This window comes from Bacteroides xylanisolvens (genome assembly GCF_018289135.1).
GTDB lineage: Bacteria > Bacteroidota > Bacteroidia > Bacteroidales > Bacteroidaceae > Bacteroides > Bacteroides xylanisolvens.
In genome coordinates this window covers 20,187-37,217 of sequence record NZ_CP072216.1, presented here as the reverse complement: position 1 = coordinate 37,217, position 17,031 = coordinate 20,187, and the positions used below count along the sequence as shown (strand labels likewise).

At 44.0% G+C, this 17,031-nt stretch carries 9 protein-coding genes; 5 read left to right on the top strand and 4 right to left on the bottom strand.

Annotated features, from left to right (window positions below; all coding sequences use genetic code 11):
- The first annotated feature begins 346 nt into the window (after positions 1-346).
- The 5 genes from lnb (at position 347) to INE92_RS00110 (ending at position 8,479) form a co-directional block, all read left to right on the top strand.
- Positions 347-1,534 carry a lipoprotein N-acyltransferase Lnb gene (lnb, locus tag INE92_RS00130; protein ID WP_211421276.1) on the top strand — a complete coding sequence of 396 codons (1,188 nt, stop codon included), beginning with the start codon at positions 347-349 and terminating at the stop codon, positions 1,532-1,534.
- On the top strand, positions 1,534-3,108 hold the full coding sequence (locus tag INE92_RS00125; RefSeq protein WP_061448079.1) for an alkaline phosphatase family protein: 1,575 nt from the start codon (positions 1,534-1,536) through the stop codon (positions 3,106-3,108). Before lnb ends, INE92_RS00125 begins: the two co-directional genes overlap by 1 nt.
- Positions 3,109-3,305: 197 nt before the next feature.
- Complete coding sequence (secA, locus tag INE92_RS00120; protein ID WP_009039709.1) at positions 3,306-6,623, top strand: preprotein translocase subunit SecA; 3,318 nt, start codon at positions 3,306-3,308, stop codon at positions 6,621-6,623.
- Positions 6,624-6,864: 241 nt separating this feature from the next.
- Entirely contained in the window at positions 6,865-7,971 is a 1,107-nt protein-coding gene (locus tag INE92_RS00115; RefSeq protein WP_151921408.1) for a DUF6340 family protein, read from the top strand.
- 61 nt (positions 7,972-8,032) lie between these two features.
- Positions 8,033-8,479, top strand: a complete 447-nt coding sequence (locus INE92_RS00110) for a hypothetical protein (RefSeq protein ID WP_008020975.1) — start codon at positions 8,033-8,035, stop codon at positions 8,477-8,479.
- A 132-nt stretch (positions 8,480-8,611) separates the two neighbouring features.
- Here the strand turns inward: INE92_RS00110 and INE92_RS00105 are convergent, their stop codons facing one another.
- From INE92_RS00105 to INE92_RS00090, 4 genes are read right to left on the bottom strand one after another with little or no spacing between them, the layout of a single operon-like run.
- On the bottom strand, positions 8,612-10,624 hold the full coding sequence (locus tag INE92_RS00105) for a DUF5689 domain-containing protein (RefSeq protein WP_015532486.1): 2,013 nt from the start codon (positions 10,622-10,624) through the stop codon (positions 8,612-8,614).
- Positions 10,624-11,892: a ComEC/Rec2 family competence protein gene (locus tag INE92_RS00100; RefSeq protein WP_008645339.1), complete on the bottom strand. Its 1,269-nt coding sequence runs from the start codon at positions 11,890-11,892 to the stop codon at positions 10,624-10,626. The genes INE92_RS00105 and INE92_RS00100 overlap by 1 nt, the downstream gene beginning before the upstream one ends.
- A 22-nt stretch (positions 11,893-11,914) precedes the next feature.
- Positions 11,915-13,666, bottom strand: coding sequence for a RagB/SusD family nutrient uptake outer membrane protein (locus INE92_RS00095; RefSeq protein ID WP_008645340.1), 1,752 nt, complete (start codon positions 13,664-13,666; stop codon positions 11,915-11,917).
- A 31-nt stretch (positions 13,667-13,697) separates the two neighbouring features.
- Positions 13,698-16,874 (bottom strand): SusC/RagA family TonB-linked outer membrane protein, encoded by a 3,177-nt coding sequence (locus INE92_RS00090; protein WP_195436286.1) that lies wholly within the window; start codon positions 16,872-16,874, stop codon positions 13,698-13,700.
- Between the last annotated feature and the right edge of the window lie 157 nt (positions 16,875-17,031).

Here is a 17,031-nt window from a genome sequence, read left to right as displayed (position 1 = left end):
TTCATTCACAAAACACAGAAAAAGTGTGTTGAGCGAACTATATTATATAGATTATTATATTTTAGTATTTATATATGTTCGGTTGGTGGTTCGCCTACTTTTTTTCGAGCGTTGCAAACGCATGACAGACAAGCAGTTGAGCCACCTTCAGGGGGTGTTCGTTTGGCTGTTCGATTTTTAGCCCTAAAATAGAGGCTCTATTTGAGGGAAACAGAGCCTCTGTTTAAGCCATATAGAGCCTCTGTTTGTATGAAATAGAGACTCTATTCCGATAAAACAGAACCACCGTTTTCCCGAATCCAACAATTCTTCCTATATTTGCCACCAAAATAAAACGAGCCTGCTAATGAAACGGTTTTTCTTATATACAATCCTCTCCTTCTTCCTGTTGCTTCCGTCCGCCGGACAAGCACCTGCCAACAGCAACGACTCCATCCGCTTGAGTTTGTTGACTTGCGCTCCCGGAGAAGAAATATATTCCCTGTTCGGACACACTGCCATCCGCTATGAAAACCCGTCACAAGGGATTGACGCTGTGTTCAATTACGGATTATTCAGTTTCAACACTCCTAACTTCATCTTCCGCTTCTCGCTCGGAGAAACCGACTACCAACTGGGAGTGACGGATTATGAGCATTTTGCGGCTGAATACGCATTCTACGGACGCAGCGTGTGGCAGCAAACACTAAACCTGACTGATGAAGAGAAAACAAAACTAATCCAGTTATTACAAGAAAATTACCACCCGGAAAACCGGGTGTACCGTTATAATTTCTTTTACGACAATTGCGCCACCCGTCCCCGGGACAAGATAGAAGAAAGCATTGCAGGAAAGGTGGTTTATCCGACGGAACCGCAGGATGGTTCGCGCACTTTCCGCGACATCGTACATCAATATTGCAAAGGACATCCGTGGGCGCGTTTCGGCATCGACCTCTGCATCGGAAGCGAAGCCGACCAGCCCATCACACAACGGCAAATGATGTTTGCCCCCTTCTATCTGATGGATGCTTTCGACGGCGCACAGATTTCCACAGATACCTATTCCCGTCCGCTTGTCAAGACCAACGAACTGATAATCGATGTCACTCCCGAACCGGATGAAAGCGGCTGGATGCCCACTCCTCTCCAATGCTCGTTACTCTTATTTATACTGACAGCCGCCGCCACGATCTATGGCATCCGCCGGAGAACCGGATTATGGGGGATCGACCTTGTTCTTTTTGGCATGGCAGGTATCGTGGGATGCGTCCTCGCCTTCCTCGCCCTCTTCTCCCAACACCCGGCAGTCAGCTCCAATTTCCTGTTATTGGTTTTCCATCCGGGACAACTTCTTTTCCTTCCCTACATCGTATATTGTGTCCGAAAAGGGAAGAAATGCTGGTACTTGACCTTGAATCTGGTCGTTTTAACACTTTTTATAGTGCTTTTTCCTGTAATTCCGCAAAGATTTGACTTTGCTGTTGTACCTTTGGCACTCGTTTTGCTGATACGTTCAGCAAGCAATCTGATTGTGACATCTAAAAAGAAATAATGAAAGGACTACTAACTTCCCTCATCACCGTACTGACTTTCACCGGGCTACAAGCCCAGTCACTGCCTTCCGCCCCTAAATTAGTGGTAGGGCTGACTATCGACCAACTGCGTACGGACTATCTGGAAGCATTTTCGTCACTCTACGGCGAGAAAGGCTTCAAACGTCTTTGGAAAGAGGGAAGAGTGTTCCATAACGCCGAATATACCTTCTGCAACGTAGACCGCGCTTCTGCCATCGCAGCCATTTACAGCGGCACGACGCCTTCCATGAACGGAATCATCTCCCAACGATGGATGGACGCCTCTACCCTTCGCCCCGTCAACAGCACCGACGACACGGCATTCATGGGATATTACACCGACCAAACGGCCGCACCCACCAAATTACTGACTTCCACCATTGCCGACGAGCTTAAAATAGCGACCCAAGGCAAAGGACTCGTATATGCCATCGCCCCCGATTGCGACGCCGCGCTTTTCGCAGCCGGACATGCCGGAAACGGTGCTTTCTGGCTCAATCCCAACACCGGAAAATGGAGCGGAACGACCTATTATGGAGAGTTTCCGTGGTGGGCAAGCCAATACAATGACCGGCAGGCGATTGATTTCCGTATTGCGGGTATGACATGGGAACCGGTATTCCCCCGTGGCATGTACACTTTTCTGCCAGATTGGCGGGATATACTCTTCAAATATAAATTTGATGACGACCGTAACAATAAGTACAGACGCTTCATCGCCAGCCCTTTTGTGAATGACGAAGTGAACGCACTTGCCGAAGAGGCATTGAATAAAAGCTCCATCGGCATGGATGACATTACTGACTTATTGGCACTCACTTATTATGCAGGAAACTACGCACATAAATCCGTACAGGAATGTGCCATGGAAATACAAGACACCTACGTGCGTCTCGACCGCAGCATCGAAAACCTGCTCGAAGCGCTCGACAAGAAAGTAGGACTACAAAACGTGCTTATTTTCGTCACTTCCACCGGATATACGGACAGCGAATCGGCTGACTCGGGATTGTACAAGATTCCCGGCGGAGAGTTTTATCTCAACCGTTGTGCCGCCCTATTGAATATGTACCTGATGGCTACGTATGGCGAAGGAAAGTATGTGGAAGCTCACCACAACCAGCAGATTTATCTGAATCATAAATTGCTGGAAAAGAAGGAACTGAATCTGGCAGAGATCCAACAAAAGTCAGCAGAATTCCTGATGCAGTTCAGCGGAGTGAACGAAGCATATTCAGCCAACCGGCTGTTGCTGGGTTCATGGACGCCGGAAATTCATAAAATACGCAACGGCTACCACCGCAAACGTTCGGGCGACCTCGTAATCGACGTCCTTCCCGGATGGACCATCGTCAACGAGAACGGCGGCGAAAACAAAGTGGTACGTCATTCTTATATCCCTTCACCGCTGATTTTCATGGGACATTCCGTAAAACCGGCCATTATCCAGACACCTGTAACCATTGAACATATTGCGCCCACACTGGCACATTTCATGCGCATCCGGGCTCCCAATGCCTGTACTTCTGCTCCTATTACCGACCTACGGTAAAAATTTACTCACAAAAACAGGGAGCAAAACATAAATAAATCAGCATTTTAATGTAACTTTGCGGAGATTATTCGCCACAAATCCCACAGATTCACACAGATTAAAAAGAAAGATCCGTGTTCTATATGAAAAAATCTGTGTAAATCCGTGAAATCTGTGGTGCAGAAAAAGATAAATAATAAACTAAATAATATAACATGGGATTTAATGAATTTTTAAGCTCGATTTTCGGAAACAAATCCACACGAGACATGAAAGAAATCAAGCCCTGGGTGGAAAAGATCAAAGCTGCCTACCCGGAGGTTGAGAAACTGGACAACGACGCCCTCCGTGCCAAAACGGAAGAACTCAAAAAATATATCCATGAATCGGCTACCGCCGAACGTGCGAAAGTGGAAGAGTTGAAGGCAAGCATCGAGACACTGGAACTGGAAGACCGCGAAGAAGTCTTCGCACAAATCGATAAGACAGAAAAAGAAATTCTGGAGAAATATGAAAAAGCACTGGACGAAGTACTGCCCGTTGCTTTCTCTATCGTGAAAGCCACTGCCAAACGTTTCACAGAAAATGAAGAAATCGTTGTTACCGCTACGGATTTTGACCGCCAACTGGCTGCAACGAAAGATTTTGTACGCATCGAAGGCGACAAGGCCATCTATCAGAATCACTGGATAGCCGGTGGTAACGATACGGTATGGAACATGGTTCATTACGATGTACAGCTCTTCGGTGGTGTCGTTCTGCACAAAGGTAAGATTGCGGAAATGGCAACCGGTGAAGGTAAAACATTGGTGGCTACCCTCCCGGTATTCCTCAACGCACTGACCGGAAACGGTGTACACGTGGTTACCGTGAATGATTACCTCGCCAAACGTGACTCCGAATGGATGGGACCTCTTTATATGTTCCACGGCTTGAGCGTGGATTGTATCGACCGCCATCAACCGAACTCCGACGCACGCCGTCAGGCATACCTGGCAGACATCACGTTCGGTACGAACAACGAATTTGGTTTCGACTACCTGCGTGACAACATGGCTATCAGCCCGAAAGACCTTGTACAACGTCAGCACAACTATGCCATCGTCGATGAGGTCGACTCGGTATTGATTGACGACGCCCGTACTCCGTTGATTATCTCCGGTCCTGTACCGAAAGGCGACGACCAATTGTTCGAGCAACTCCGTCCGTTAGTAGAACGTCTGGTAGAAGCACAGAAAGTATTGGCTACCAAATATCTCTCCGAAGCTAAGAAACTGATCGCATCCAACGATAAGAAAGAGGTAGAAGAAGGATTCCTCGCTTTATACCGCAGCCACAAGGCATTGCCGAAAAACAAGGCTTTGATTAAGTTCCTTAGTGAACAAGGTATCAAGGCAGGTATGCTCAAGACGGAAGAAATCTACATGGAACAGAACAACAAGCGTATGCATGAAGTTACTGATCCGCTGTATTTCGTAATCGACGAGAAACTGAATAGTGTAGACCTGACAGACAAGGGGGTAGACCTGATTACCGGTAACTCTGAAGACCCGACATTGTTCGTTCTTCCGGACATCGCCGGACAACTTTCGGAACTGGAAAACCAACATCTGACTAACGAACAACTGCTTGAAAAGAAAGATGAGCTTCTGACAAACTATGCCATCAAATCGGAACGTGTACACACCATCAACCAATTGTTGAAGGCTTACACCATGTTCGAGAAAGATGATGAATATGTAGTGATCGACGGACAGGTGAAGATCGTAGACGAGCAGACAGGCCGTATCATGGAAGGTCGCCGCTACTCTGACGGATTGCACCAGGCTATCGAAGCCAAGGAACGTGTGAAAGTGGAAGCTGCTACGCAGACCTTTGCAACGATTACTTTGCAGAACTACTTCCGTATGTATCACAAACTGTCTGGTATGACCGGTACTGCTGAAACGGAAGCAGGCGAACTTTGGGACATCTACAAATTGGACGTAGTCGTGATCCCGACCAACCGTCCGATTGCAAGAAAGGATATGAACGACCGCGTTTACAAGACGAAACGCGAAAAGTATAAAGCTGTTATCGAGGAAATCGAAAAATTGGTTCAGGCAGGACGTCCGGTATTGGTGGGTACTACCTCGGTAGAAATCTCCGAAATGTTGAGCAAAATGCTTACCATGCGTAAGATTGAGCACAAGGTATTGAACGCCAAACTGCACCAGAAAGAAGCGGACATCGTTGCTACTGCCGGTTTGAGCGGAACAGTAACCATCGCTACCAATATGGCTGGTCGTGGTACCGACATCAAGTTAAGTCCGGAAGTGAAAGCTGCGGGAGGTTTGGCAATTATCGGTACGGAACGTCACGAATCCCGTCGTGTAGACCGCCAGTTGCGTGGTCGTGCAGGACGTCAGGGTGACCCGGGTTCTTCTGTATTCTTTGTGTCACTGGAAGATGATTTGATGCGTCTGTTCTCCTCCGACCGTATCGCCAGCGTAATGGACAAACTTGGTTTCCAGGAAGGCGAAATGATCGAGCACAAGATGATTTCCAATTCTATCGAACGTGCCCAGAAGAAGGTGGAAGAAAACAACTTCGGTATTCGTAAACGTCTGTTGGAATATGACGACGTGATGAACAAGCAGCGTACAGTGGTTTACACCAAACGTCGCCACGCTTTGATGGGTGAACGTATCGGTATGGACATCGTGAACATGATTTGGGACCGTTGTGCCAATGCTATCGAAAACAATGATTATGAAGGTTGCCAAATGGAACTGCTTCAGACATTGGCGATGGAAACTCCGTTCACTGAAGAAGAATTCCGTAACGAGAAGAAAGAAAAGTTGGCCGAAAAGACTTTCAACATTGCGATGGATAACTTCAAACGCAAAACTGAACGTCTGGCACAGATCGCTAATCCGGTTATCAAACAGGTATATGAAAACCAGGGACACATGTACGAAAACATCCTGATTCCTATTACAGACGGTAAACGAATGTATAATATCTCTTGTAACCTGAAAGCGGCTTACGAATCGGAATCTAAAGAAGTGGTGAAATCGTTCGAGAAATCAATCCTGCTCCACGTTATCGACGAAGCATGGAAAGAAAACCTCCGCGAACTGGACGAACTGAAACATTCCGTACAGAACGCAAGTTACGAACAGAAAGACCCGCTGTTGATTTATAAACTGGAATCTGTGACTTTATTCGACGCCATGGTGAACAAGATCAACAACCAGACTATATCTATCTTGATGCGCGGACAAATTCCTGTACAGGAAGCTCCGGACGAACAGGCTGCCCGTCGTGTGGAAGTGCGTCAGGCTGCTCCTGAACAACGTCAGGATATGAGCAAGTATCGCGAAAACAAGCAGGACTTGAGTGATCCGAACCAGCAAGCTGCTGCCAGCCAGGATACTCGTGAACAGCAGAAACGTGAACCCATCCGTGCAGAAAAGACTGTAGGACGTAACGATCCTTGCCCATGCGGAAGCGGTAAGAAGTATAAGAACTGTCACGGTAAAAACCTTTAAGAAGTTGAGAAGGGAGAGTTGAGAGTTGAGAGTAAAAAGTTGGGTAAGTAGGAGTTTCTATTTCTTTGCACTCATTTTTGAATCAGCTTCGCTCAAAAGCCTTATTTAATTTTTAACATTAAGGTATAATCTCAAGTTTCAATACACAAAAGAAAGTCTCAAACGGTTAAAAACTGTTTGAGACTTTCTTTTATTCCTCCAAAATTGTACTTTTGTTCAAATTACTAAATAGAACAAAACTATGGCAAAATCTTATTCACTGGCTTTCGTCACTATCTTCCTACTGACACTGGGCAGCTGTCAGAGTTTGGAACAGATTTCCATTGATTATCTGCAACCTGCCGACTTGAGCTTTCCTCCGCAACTCTGGAAAGTAGCTATCGTGAATAACACCAGCAATATCCCGGATAACAAACTAATAACAACGACTGAAAAAATCAAAGAAGGTACACCGCTGGTAAGTCGTGCAACTGCATACGCTAACGGAGATCCCAAGATTGCCACCGAATCACTGGCTGAAGAAATCGCACATCAGAATTATTTTGAAGAAGTAGTCATCTGTGACTCTGCTTTGCGGGCAAATGATAAACTGGCCCGCGAAAGTACATTGAGCCAGGAGGAAGTCCGTCAGTTAGCCTCTAGTTTGGGAGTGGATTTTATCATTGCACTGGAAAATCTGCAACTCAAAGCCACTAAATCTGTCCGTTTTCTGAATGAGTTCAACTGTTTTCAAGGAGCAGTAGACGTTAAAGTATATCCCACGGTGAAAGTGTATCTTCCCGAACGTAGCCGTCCGATGACTACGCTCCATCCTAACGACAGCATCTTTTGGGAAGAGTTTGGAGGTACTGCCGTAGAAGCTGCCACCCGCATGATTCGCGACAAACAAATGCTGGAAGAAGCGGCGGTATTTGCAGGGACAGTTCCGGTGAAATATCTCGTCCCCATGTGGAAAAAAGGAACACGGTATCTGTATACCGGAGGCTCGGTTCCCATGCGTGATGCTGCCATCTATGTACGCGAAAATTCATGGGACGACGCATACGAACTTTGGAACCAGGCTTTCGAAGGTACGAAGAATCAAAAGAAGAAGATGCGGGCAGCTCTCAACATAGCTGTTTATTATGAAATGAAAGATAGTCTCGCTAAAGCGGAAGAATGGGCGGAAAAAGCACAGCAACTAGCCAAGAAAATTGATAAAAAGAATATCACAGATAGTGTTCAGGCCAGCATTGACGATGTGCCGAATTATTATCTTACGTCCTTGTATTTAGCCGAATTGAAGGAGAGAAACGCTCAATTACCTAAGTTAAAATTACAAATGAGCCGATTTAATGATGATTTTTAAGGAAATTGTGTATCAAATCTTATTTTTTTTATACCTTTGAACTTATAAAAAGAAGGAACCCATGAAACTAAGCCAACAATCACTATCCATTATCGAATCGGCTATCCAAAAGGCAGTCGCTAAATATACATGTAACTGTGAACAAACAGTTGTAACCGACATCCATCTCCAACCGGACCAGACATCGGGACAACTTAATATTTACAATGATGATGATGAAGAACTGGCGAACATCATGGTCGAAGAATGGGCTACGTATGAAGGGGATGATTTCCTTGAAAGCGTGGAACCTTCTCTACGCAACATTCTTTGCAGAATGAAAGATGCCGGAGACTTCGACAAGGTGACTATCCTGAAGCCTTACTCTTTCGTTCTGGTGGACGAAGAGAAAGAAACCATAGCGGAATTGTTACTGGTGGACGATGATACGATCCTCGTGAATGATGAATTGCTGAAAGGGTTGGATAAGGAATTGGACGAGTTCTTAAAAGAGTTGTTGGAAAAATAATATACAGCATTTTTAGGATAGAGTTCGTTCAGAATTAATATAAATATCCGAAAGCATTATATAAAGAGAATCGGAAGCAAGCAGGGTATTTCCTGTTGCTTCCGATTATTTTTATAGATACTTCCCTATTGATTATTTATTATATTTGATCGAGATATTAGCAAGTCGAAGCGGCATGAAGCCCGATACGCCGGACGGAAGTCGAACAGGTCGCAATCTGATACAGATATTATCGCGGTTCAATAAGGCATCCGGCAACTTAAAGTCATAGACTTTATAACCAGGAATGTTCTTCTCCGTCTGTCCACCTGCAGCCGTTCTATCAAACTGTCCCAGAATGGTAAACTCTGAATTATCTACTTTCACCCATTCACCACTCATCGAATAAGCATATTCAACCACAGCCACAGGGCCACCTCCCCAACTTGCATTCATTTCAACCTGAAGAGACAGGGATGTAGAAATACCTACTGTCGATATTTTGTCTACGTAAAAATATGAACTTGTAGACCACGGTTTACTATTGAAAGCTCCTCCTCGCATACGCCCATAATATCCATCTGTGGTATTAAGATTCATATCTCCCCGGAAATCATCCTGGAAACCTAATATGTAATCTGCATAGGTTTGCTGGAAATGCTTATTCCCGTCTTTATTAAGAATAGCATTTGACTGCGATGCTTCTCCGCCTGTCGGATGATACTCCGTAAATGTAGAAGCACCTATTTCTTTCCAATCGGGCACATTACAATCCCACTCCACGAGCACCGAAGTGATCTCGTTCATATCACCGATATTGATGTCCTCTCTATGAAGCGGAAGAATACACAACCGGCTTTCGGAGATGTCAAAATTGGTAAGCTTGACTTTCGCTACGATTCCGGTGATGGTTCCTGAACCTCTAGGAAGTGTCTCATGCGCATAAGGAGCATCGAGCGAAGTAAGCATATATGTATTAGAGCCGTTTTTATCTCTGATGCAGGTTGGATAGTATCTGTAGTATGCCGGGAATTTCTCCACCCAATAATTTTTATTCGCCTTACGGTCGGCAGCTCCCGGATCGGTAGTCTTGAAATTAGTAAATGCGCCTACCGGAGAGGCAATCTCGACATCTTTTAAGGTCACAAGGCTGAATACCATATTATCCGTTAGTTCTGCGATTGTTTTTTCAGGAATCGTGAAGGTGGAAAGTTCCGAACTGATTACATGGGCGGCAGTGATACCGCTAATCAGTCTGTAGGTAAAGCTGCCCTCTGATTCTTCCTTTATCGTTCCATCTTTCAAACACAATGAGACCTTGGCAAATTGCGCAAATGTAATCAGAGACTCTGATTCAAATACCACTGTCTCCCCGGTCTCATTCTGAATGACATAACGATTGTTCGGGAAGTTTTTCGATGTACCAGTGGCAACGATCGTTCCTTCAATATATACATTGTTAGTAATTCCACCGACAGGATAGCCATAAACGGTTGGATAGCTGACAAGTTCTGCATTCGCATATTCAGAATATGCTTGCGACAGGTTGATTGTAGTCGTGGCTTTACGTTGGTATTGATCGTCATAACTCAATACGATACTTCCTGTGCGGGGTGATTGAGAATTTGTTTCCGTATTGAAATAAAGTTTTCCGTCACTTATCCGATACTCTTTCACCCATTCCACTGTCGGCGTAATCACAATATCCGTTTCAGGCACATTGGTCGAAATATCCATATTATATTCGCCTCCTTTGGTAAAGAGTTCCATATTATCACTGGCAGGAACTATAAATGGATAACGGGATAGTTGTTTTATCTTGATTACATCCGAAGTCTTCCCATCTTTTGTAAACACACGAATATCACAGAAACGTTCGGAATCACTGATATTTTCATCATAAGTCACTGTGAAATAAGTTCTTGATGACTGGGCTCCACGTATATCTGTAGAAAACCAGGTTGATTCTGCAAAGTCTATGCGCCACTCGGTATTGGATTTCACTTCAACCTGAACCGGAGTACCTTCAGCCTGAAGAATAATCTCATTATTTGTTATTTCCAATATGCCGGCTTCATTTTCGTCAGAGCATGACGGAAACATGATAATTGCCATCACAGCCCCAAAAGCTGCCCAAGCTATTGAATCTTTAATTTTCATATTCATCAATTATTAGATTTAATTTCACCTGTTTTATATAGTATCTCATAAGCTTCATTTCGATCATTCAACACAAAGATCTGAAACTTCTCTCCTCCCGGATAAACACGTGTAACAACATGTCCGGCGGGTTTTATCTTCAAACCGTCTTCACCCAGCCTGCTCCTGTTACTGTCTACCATACCGGCGGCAAAAACCGACCGTTCACCGGCATAAAGGCTTTGAGACAGCATCCGGCTTAGCGGAGCCGGTTGAGGATGATAGTAATCCCACACGGGAATCACGTAGGCTTGCGCTTTCACTTGGGAAATGTAGGTATCACACATAGCGTCAGAGTATGCATGATGATTGGCCACTACCACATCTGTTTCGCCCAGCAATGTAGCTACAGGTGTTTCTATGTCAAACCATTCCGGCGCTTTTTCCACTCCAAGGATATCTCCGCCCGAGAAGTAATCGAAATTACCGTATGTGATACGTATTCCGCAACTGCAACGGTTCTCGTTCAACTGTTCGCTCGAAGAAGCGGTAGATGGCACAAGCTCTTTGGAAGTCGTTCCGCTGCCTGTCCAAATTTTACCGTTACCCACAATATTACGTACTTCGAATGTAGGATAGGAACCCGGAGCTTTTAATAGTTTGATTTGTGTGTTACTTCCTGTCACAAACCCTTCATTCTTTTTACCTTCCCGGTCACGAGCGGCAACATATAATTTATAGTTTGAGATATGGGCACCCGTAACTTTAGCCGCCGTCGGATAATCGTATGTAGGATAGCCACGATCTATCAATGTGGAAATATCCAGAAGATTACCCACATGAGTTATTCCGGTAAGTTTGTAGTCCAGCCCTACTTTTTCGATTGCCAGTTTTCCATTTTGTCCGATATGGTCTGTATCGAAGTGAGTGAGCAAGGCATAATCAATAGCACCGTTATTTTTCAACGGCAATGAGAAATGTTTTATATATTGGGCAATCCATTCAGCAGGCCGTTTAGAGTCATTAGGAACTGCTTTCATAATCTCCTGGGTACCGGTGTGTACTCCCAAATCTCCTGCATCCAGCAACATGGTAGTCCCGTCCGGGAAAATAAGATAGGCTGCATTCCCTCTTCCCGTGCTAATCTGATGAATGTCCAAATAACCAGCCTGCCACTCCGGAAGGTATTCATACACTTTATCTACAGCATCATCCGGAAAAGGCTTTTCCTGTTGGCAACTAGCGAATGTAGGCAGCATCATAACGGCTCCTAGAAATAATATCTTACTATTCATTGTTTTATTCTTTAATGTTCTATTAATCAATTTGTTTAACACTGTATATACCGGCTTCCTCTTTCGTCATTTCATTGCCGCCTCCATATCCCGGATTCTGTCTCAAGACGTTGCTGACGGAAATTGATTTTTCCGGAATAGGAAAGAGTTCATAATGATCGTCATTAGTAGCTTTGTGATCCCACCAGGTGCCTGTTGTATATAAGCCCCAGCGACGAAGATCGGTACGACGACGCTGCTCGCCAAGAAATTCGACCATCCACTCATCGAGAATCCGATACTTGTCAATATTCGTTTCAGTCACCGGATCAGGGTCTACTTCATTCTCAAAGTTGCGTTTACGCACTTCGTTGAAAAGATTGGCTGCTTCTTTCTTATATCCGCTTCTGTATTTACATTCGGCAAGCATATAATAGATTTCTGCAAAACGAAGAACCGGATAGTCAGGATTAAAAGCAAGTGTCTTGTCTGTATTGTCCGGCACCGGCAGTTTGCACAAACGTATTCCCGAATTCTCTTCTCCGGTACTTATATTGGAAGGAAGTTCATTTACGGAAGAATATTCTCCGTCTTTCACTTTCTTAAATTGTGCTACCTGGTCAACAAATTCAAGAACCTCACCCGGGTATTCATACAGTCCCGTACATTTCACCTCTGTTCCACTTCTTGATATACGTTGTAATTTTCCGTAAAGAAACATTCCTTCGTATTTGCCATTTCCTTTATATACATACAATTTCTTACGAAGGTCTTTCGCATGAAACTTGGCAAAAGGACGTCCGAGTTTGTCCGTATAGGGATCACCATTGGGTTTCAGAGATGGTTGAAGATGCATACCGTTCGTAGAGGAATAGCCGCTAAGATCGAAATAGTTCTTCGCATTATAATGATTATAACGTTCGAACTGCCACTGAAACAGAGTTCCTTTTGCATATTGCGACTGAACGGACCACATCACTTCTTTCGACTTGTTATTTTCGAAGGTGAAAGGACCGAACCAGTCTTCTTCCAACTCGTAATAGCCGTATTTACCGTCTAGTAAATCCTGACAAATCTGCGCACATTCAGCAAAGCGACTTTCCCCTGTATAGACTTCTGCATTAAAATATAATTGAGCAAGTAGAGCAGCCGCGGTTCCTTGGCGTAAGTAACCTTCTTCCAGCATATCTGCTGTTTTTTTCTCTAGTTTGGGGATGGCGGCAAGCAGGAGTTCTTCCACATAATTAAAGGTTTCCCGTGCTGTGGAACGTGGAGATTCCTCTGTGGTAGAACGTCGGTAAATAGGCATACCGCCATAGAAATCAAGTCCTCTCAAATAGAAATAGGCCACTAATGTCTGGAGCTGCATCTGATGATCTGCCTTCAGTTCTTCCGTCATACCTAATGAAACATAGTCTACACCAGCTAAGTCTTCTTTACAGGCTAAAGCCATGGCTACTCCCATACCTACTCCACGCCATGTTTCTTCGTTGTTGGGGTGAAGTGGTGTCCAGTCATGGTGTTGCAGCTGGGCGTATCGGACATCATTGTAATGTATTCCTTTTTGTGTGACACACATCTCGTCTGTTGTACATTCCTGAAGAATGGCACGGTCGAATCCGTGAAACCAACGCCAGTGCGTGAAAGAGCGTACCAGAAAAGAGTAGACAGTTTCCTTAGATGTGAAATAAGTATCCGGAGTTACTTCGGAATACCACTTCTCATCCAGATTAGTACAACCGGAGGCCACCAGAAGGGTGAGGAAAGAGATTATAATTAGAATATTTCGTCTCATATCATTATATTAGTTTATAGGTACTTTACTATTAGAATTGGATTTTCATACCAAAGGTATATCTACGAGTTTCAGGATAAATATTATTAAACCATTCATAACCGGGATCCAAACCGTTCACATTCACTTCCGGATTCAATCCTGAATATTTTGTAAAACAGGCAACGTTACGGACGGTCAGGTAAAGATCAATCTTATCTATATACTTTTGCCATTTTTTCATGTTAAGAGAATACCCCAGGCTAATGGCATCAATCTTCAAGAATGTACCATCCTCAAGCCAGTAATCGCAAAGTTGCTTTACTTCTTTGATGTGCCGGTTATCAATGTATGCGTTGCGAAGAACATTCTGGCCTGCCACTTCAGAAAGTCCATAGTACATATTTATGGTATTGAACACATCGAAATCGATCCAGCTACGCAGGTTGATGCCTAAAGAGAGATTTTTGTAAGTGAAGGTATGATCCCATGATACCATCAATGCAGGAATGGCATTGCCGATATATCGTTTGTCGTCATATGTTTTTTTATCGCTAAGGATTACATTGTCATTCTTATCATACAGAAGCCACCTGCCATTGTCCGTGATACCGGCATATTTCCAGATGTAATAGCTTCCGATTTTTGTTCCGGCCTCAATTCTACCGGCTGATCCGTTTGTACCCGGTGACGGAAATCCTACACGATCCTGATAGGTATTATTGCCCCACAAAGAGGTAATTTTGGAGGAAGAGTGTGATAGGCGCATAGTAGTTGTCCAATTAAAGTTTCTGGTTTTGACGGGTACTCCTCCTATCTCGAACTCCCATCCGGTATTCTCAAGATTACCGTAATTCATGGTGGTTGTTTCATAAACAGCGGGAGGATTGGGAACGTTGATATTATATAACATTCCGGAAACTCTTCTCTTATAGATATCAAACTTACCAAAAAGACGGTTATTCAGAAATGCATAATCCAAGCCGATGTTAAGCTCTGCTTTCTTTTCCCAGTGCAAGTCATAATTGACGTTACGGGCCGGTCCATAAGAGGTGATCCATGTACCGTTATAAGGCCACATTGAATTGGAAGAATACATGGCAGTGGATGCTCCTGCAGAGAAATTGTTATTTCCCGTTACACCGTAACCAACGCGTACTTTAAGGTCATCGAGAAAACTGACGTCACGCAGAAATGCCTCATTGGATATACGCCATCCACCTGATACTGCCCAAAATGTTCCCCAACGATGATTCTTTCCGAATTTTGACGAGCCCTCGTGGCGAACACTTCCTGTAAGCATATAGCGGTCTTTATAGCTATAATTCGCCCGGCCAAAGAATGAAATAAGACGTTCACGGGGATATTTGTGGGAAGACATTGCCGCCTTTCCGTCGGAAAGCCAGCTACCTGTCCCCATATCCCAAGCCCCTACTCCATCCACAGGAAAATCGTAGTTAGTCATATTAAAGTTTTCAGAGTTATTTTCCCAATAACTATATCCGGCTACCGCACTAACCGTATGGTCGTCTGCAAAAACACGCATAAAATTGATGGTAGGTTCAAAAGAGACATTGACTGTTTTGCTATATGCATGAAATCCTCTTCCTTTATAACTTCCATTTAAAGAGGTTCTGTGTAACGCGGACGTATAATGTGTCTGCTGATACTGGCGATCTTCCCAGCCAAGAGTGGCTTGTGCCGAGAATCCGGCAGGCAAATTGAGCTTTACCGTTGCATCCGCCTTCAGCCATTTATCAACATTATCTGCCTGTTTCAACATTACTTCTGCTAAAGGATTGTAATATTCACTACCACCAACCAATACATTATATCCTGTTTCACTAGTGCTGTCATATACATGTTCCGTCGGATTCATCTTCAATGCCATGTCGAAATAGGAACTACTGCTCCGCTGATCCCGGTGTGCTTCCCGGTATTCTGTGTGCAAGCCTATTTCCAACAAGTCATTGAGAAGATTAAAGTTTGCATTGATACGCCCCGAATAGTCTTTACGGTTGTCACCAATTGCGATACCTTTTTGATCCTGTGCCATAATAGTAGCATATATTTTAGCTGTATGGCCGCCGCCCGAGAGGTTGACAACATGGCGTTGGGAGAGTGCTCCTTCATTCAAAAGTTCACCGTACCAGTCGGTGGATGCCCCTAAATCAGTTCCTACTCCAAACCTTACGAAAGCATCACGATCAAGGACCTGCGGTCTCCTGGAAACTTGCTCGGTAGAGAGTTCGCCCGTATATGATAAGGTTATGGGACCTTCTTTTGCTTTCTTGGTAGTCACTAAGATGACACCACCGGCTGCTCTTGTTCCGTAAATAGCACCTGCAGAGGCATCTTTCAAAACATCAATAGACTGAATATCTTCCTGACTGATAGAACGTAAATCACCTCCGGGAATTCCGTCTATCACAATCAAAGGAGAAGAAGAAGCATTGATGGACGCTACTCCACGCAGCTGGAAACTGGCAGAAGCATTCGGACTGGAAGTCTCGGAAACATTCATACCGGAGATTTTACCCTTTAAAGCTGTCGCAATAGTGGAGCCTCCCATTCCAGTCACTAAATCTTTGGATGATATGGAAGTGATGGAACTGGTCACTGCACGTTTCTCCATCGTTCCATAACCGATAACGACTACCTCATCCAGCAACTGATGATCTTCTTTCAATACCACTGACAAGTTTGTACGGTTTCCCACCTTTACTTCAAGAGACTGAAAGCCAATATATGAAATCACCAATATGGCATCGGAGGCAACCGTCAACTTAAATTTTCCATCTAAATCAGAAACTGTACCTTTCCCAACCACTCCTTTTTCCTGAATACTGGCACCTATTACCGGCTCTCCCTGTACATCCGATATGATACCAGATACAATCATTTTCTTTTCCTGTTGCGGTGACTGTACCTCAACAGACAGTATAATCTTCTTGTCTAGCACTGAATATCGCACGTTAGTGCCAGCAAAAACTTCCTTAAGCACACTAAATATATTACTTCTATCAACTGATATAGATACGCGGCGATTCAAATCCACATGTTTGTTATTGAAAAAGAAATCAAAATCAGACTGCTCTTCAATCTCTTTTAAAATATCCTCCACCCGCTGATTGTGTACATCAATACTGATTAAAGTTTTTTGTGCATAACTATCGGACGCATAACATAGCCCGATAGAGCATACCAAGAATAAAATCAAAAGTCTCATAGATAATGGGATTTTGTTAGAAACTCGCCAAAGCGACTTTACCACCCATAAAAATTGGATGCTAAAATAATTTTGCATAAATTTGTGATGACTTAAAGTTAATAAAAAGTTTATCTAAGCTTGTCGCCAAACAAGCATCAAAAAGATTTACCGATTT

Bases quoted from the DNA above. Each gene is read 5' to 3' on its own strand.
- lnb (WP_211421276.1), top strand. From the start codon at position 347: ATGAAACGGTTTTTCTTATATACAATCCTCTCCTTCTTCCTGTTGCTT.
- INE92_RS00125 (WP_061448079.1), top strand. From the start codon at position 1,534: ATGAAAGGACTACTAACTTCCCTCATCACCGTACTGACTTTCACCGGG.
- secA (WP_009039709.1), top strand. From the start codon at position 3,306: ATGGGATTTAATGAATTTTTAAGCTCGATTTTCGGAAACAAATCCACA.
- INE92_RS00115 (WP_151921408.1), top strand. From the start codon at position 6,865: ATGGCAAAATCTTATTCACTGGCTTTCGTCACTATCTTCCTACTGACA.
- INE92_RS00110 (WP_008020975.1), top strand. From the start codon at position 8,033: ATGAAACTAAGCCAACAATCACTATCCATTATCGAATCGGCTATCCAA.
- INE92_RS00105 (WP_015532486.1), bottom strand. From the start codon at position 10,624: ATGAATATGAAAATTAAAGATTCAATAGCTTGGGCAGCTTTTGGGGCT.
- INE92_RS00100 (WP_008645339.1), bottom strand. From the start codon at position 11,892: ATGAATAGTAAGATATTATTTCTAGGAGCCGTTATGATGCTGCCTACA.
- INE92_RS00095 (WP_008645340.1), bottom strand. From the start codon at position 13,666: ATGAGACGAAATATTCTAATTATAATCTCTTTCCTCACCCTTCTGGTG.
- INE92_RS00090 (WP_195436286.1), bottom strand. From the start codon at position 16,874: ATGAGACTTTTGATTTTATTCTTGGTATGCTCTATCGGGCTATGTTAT.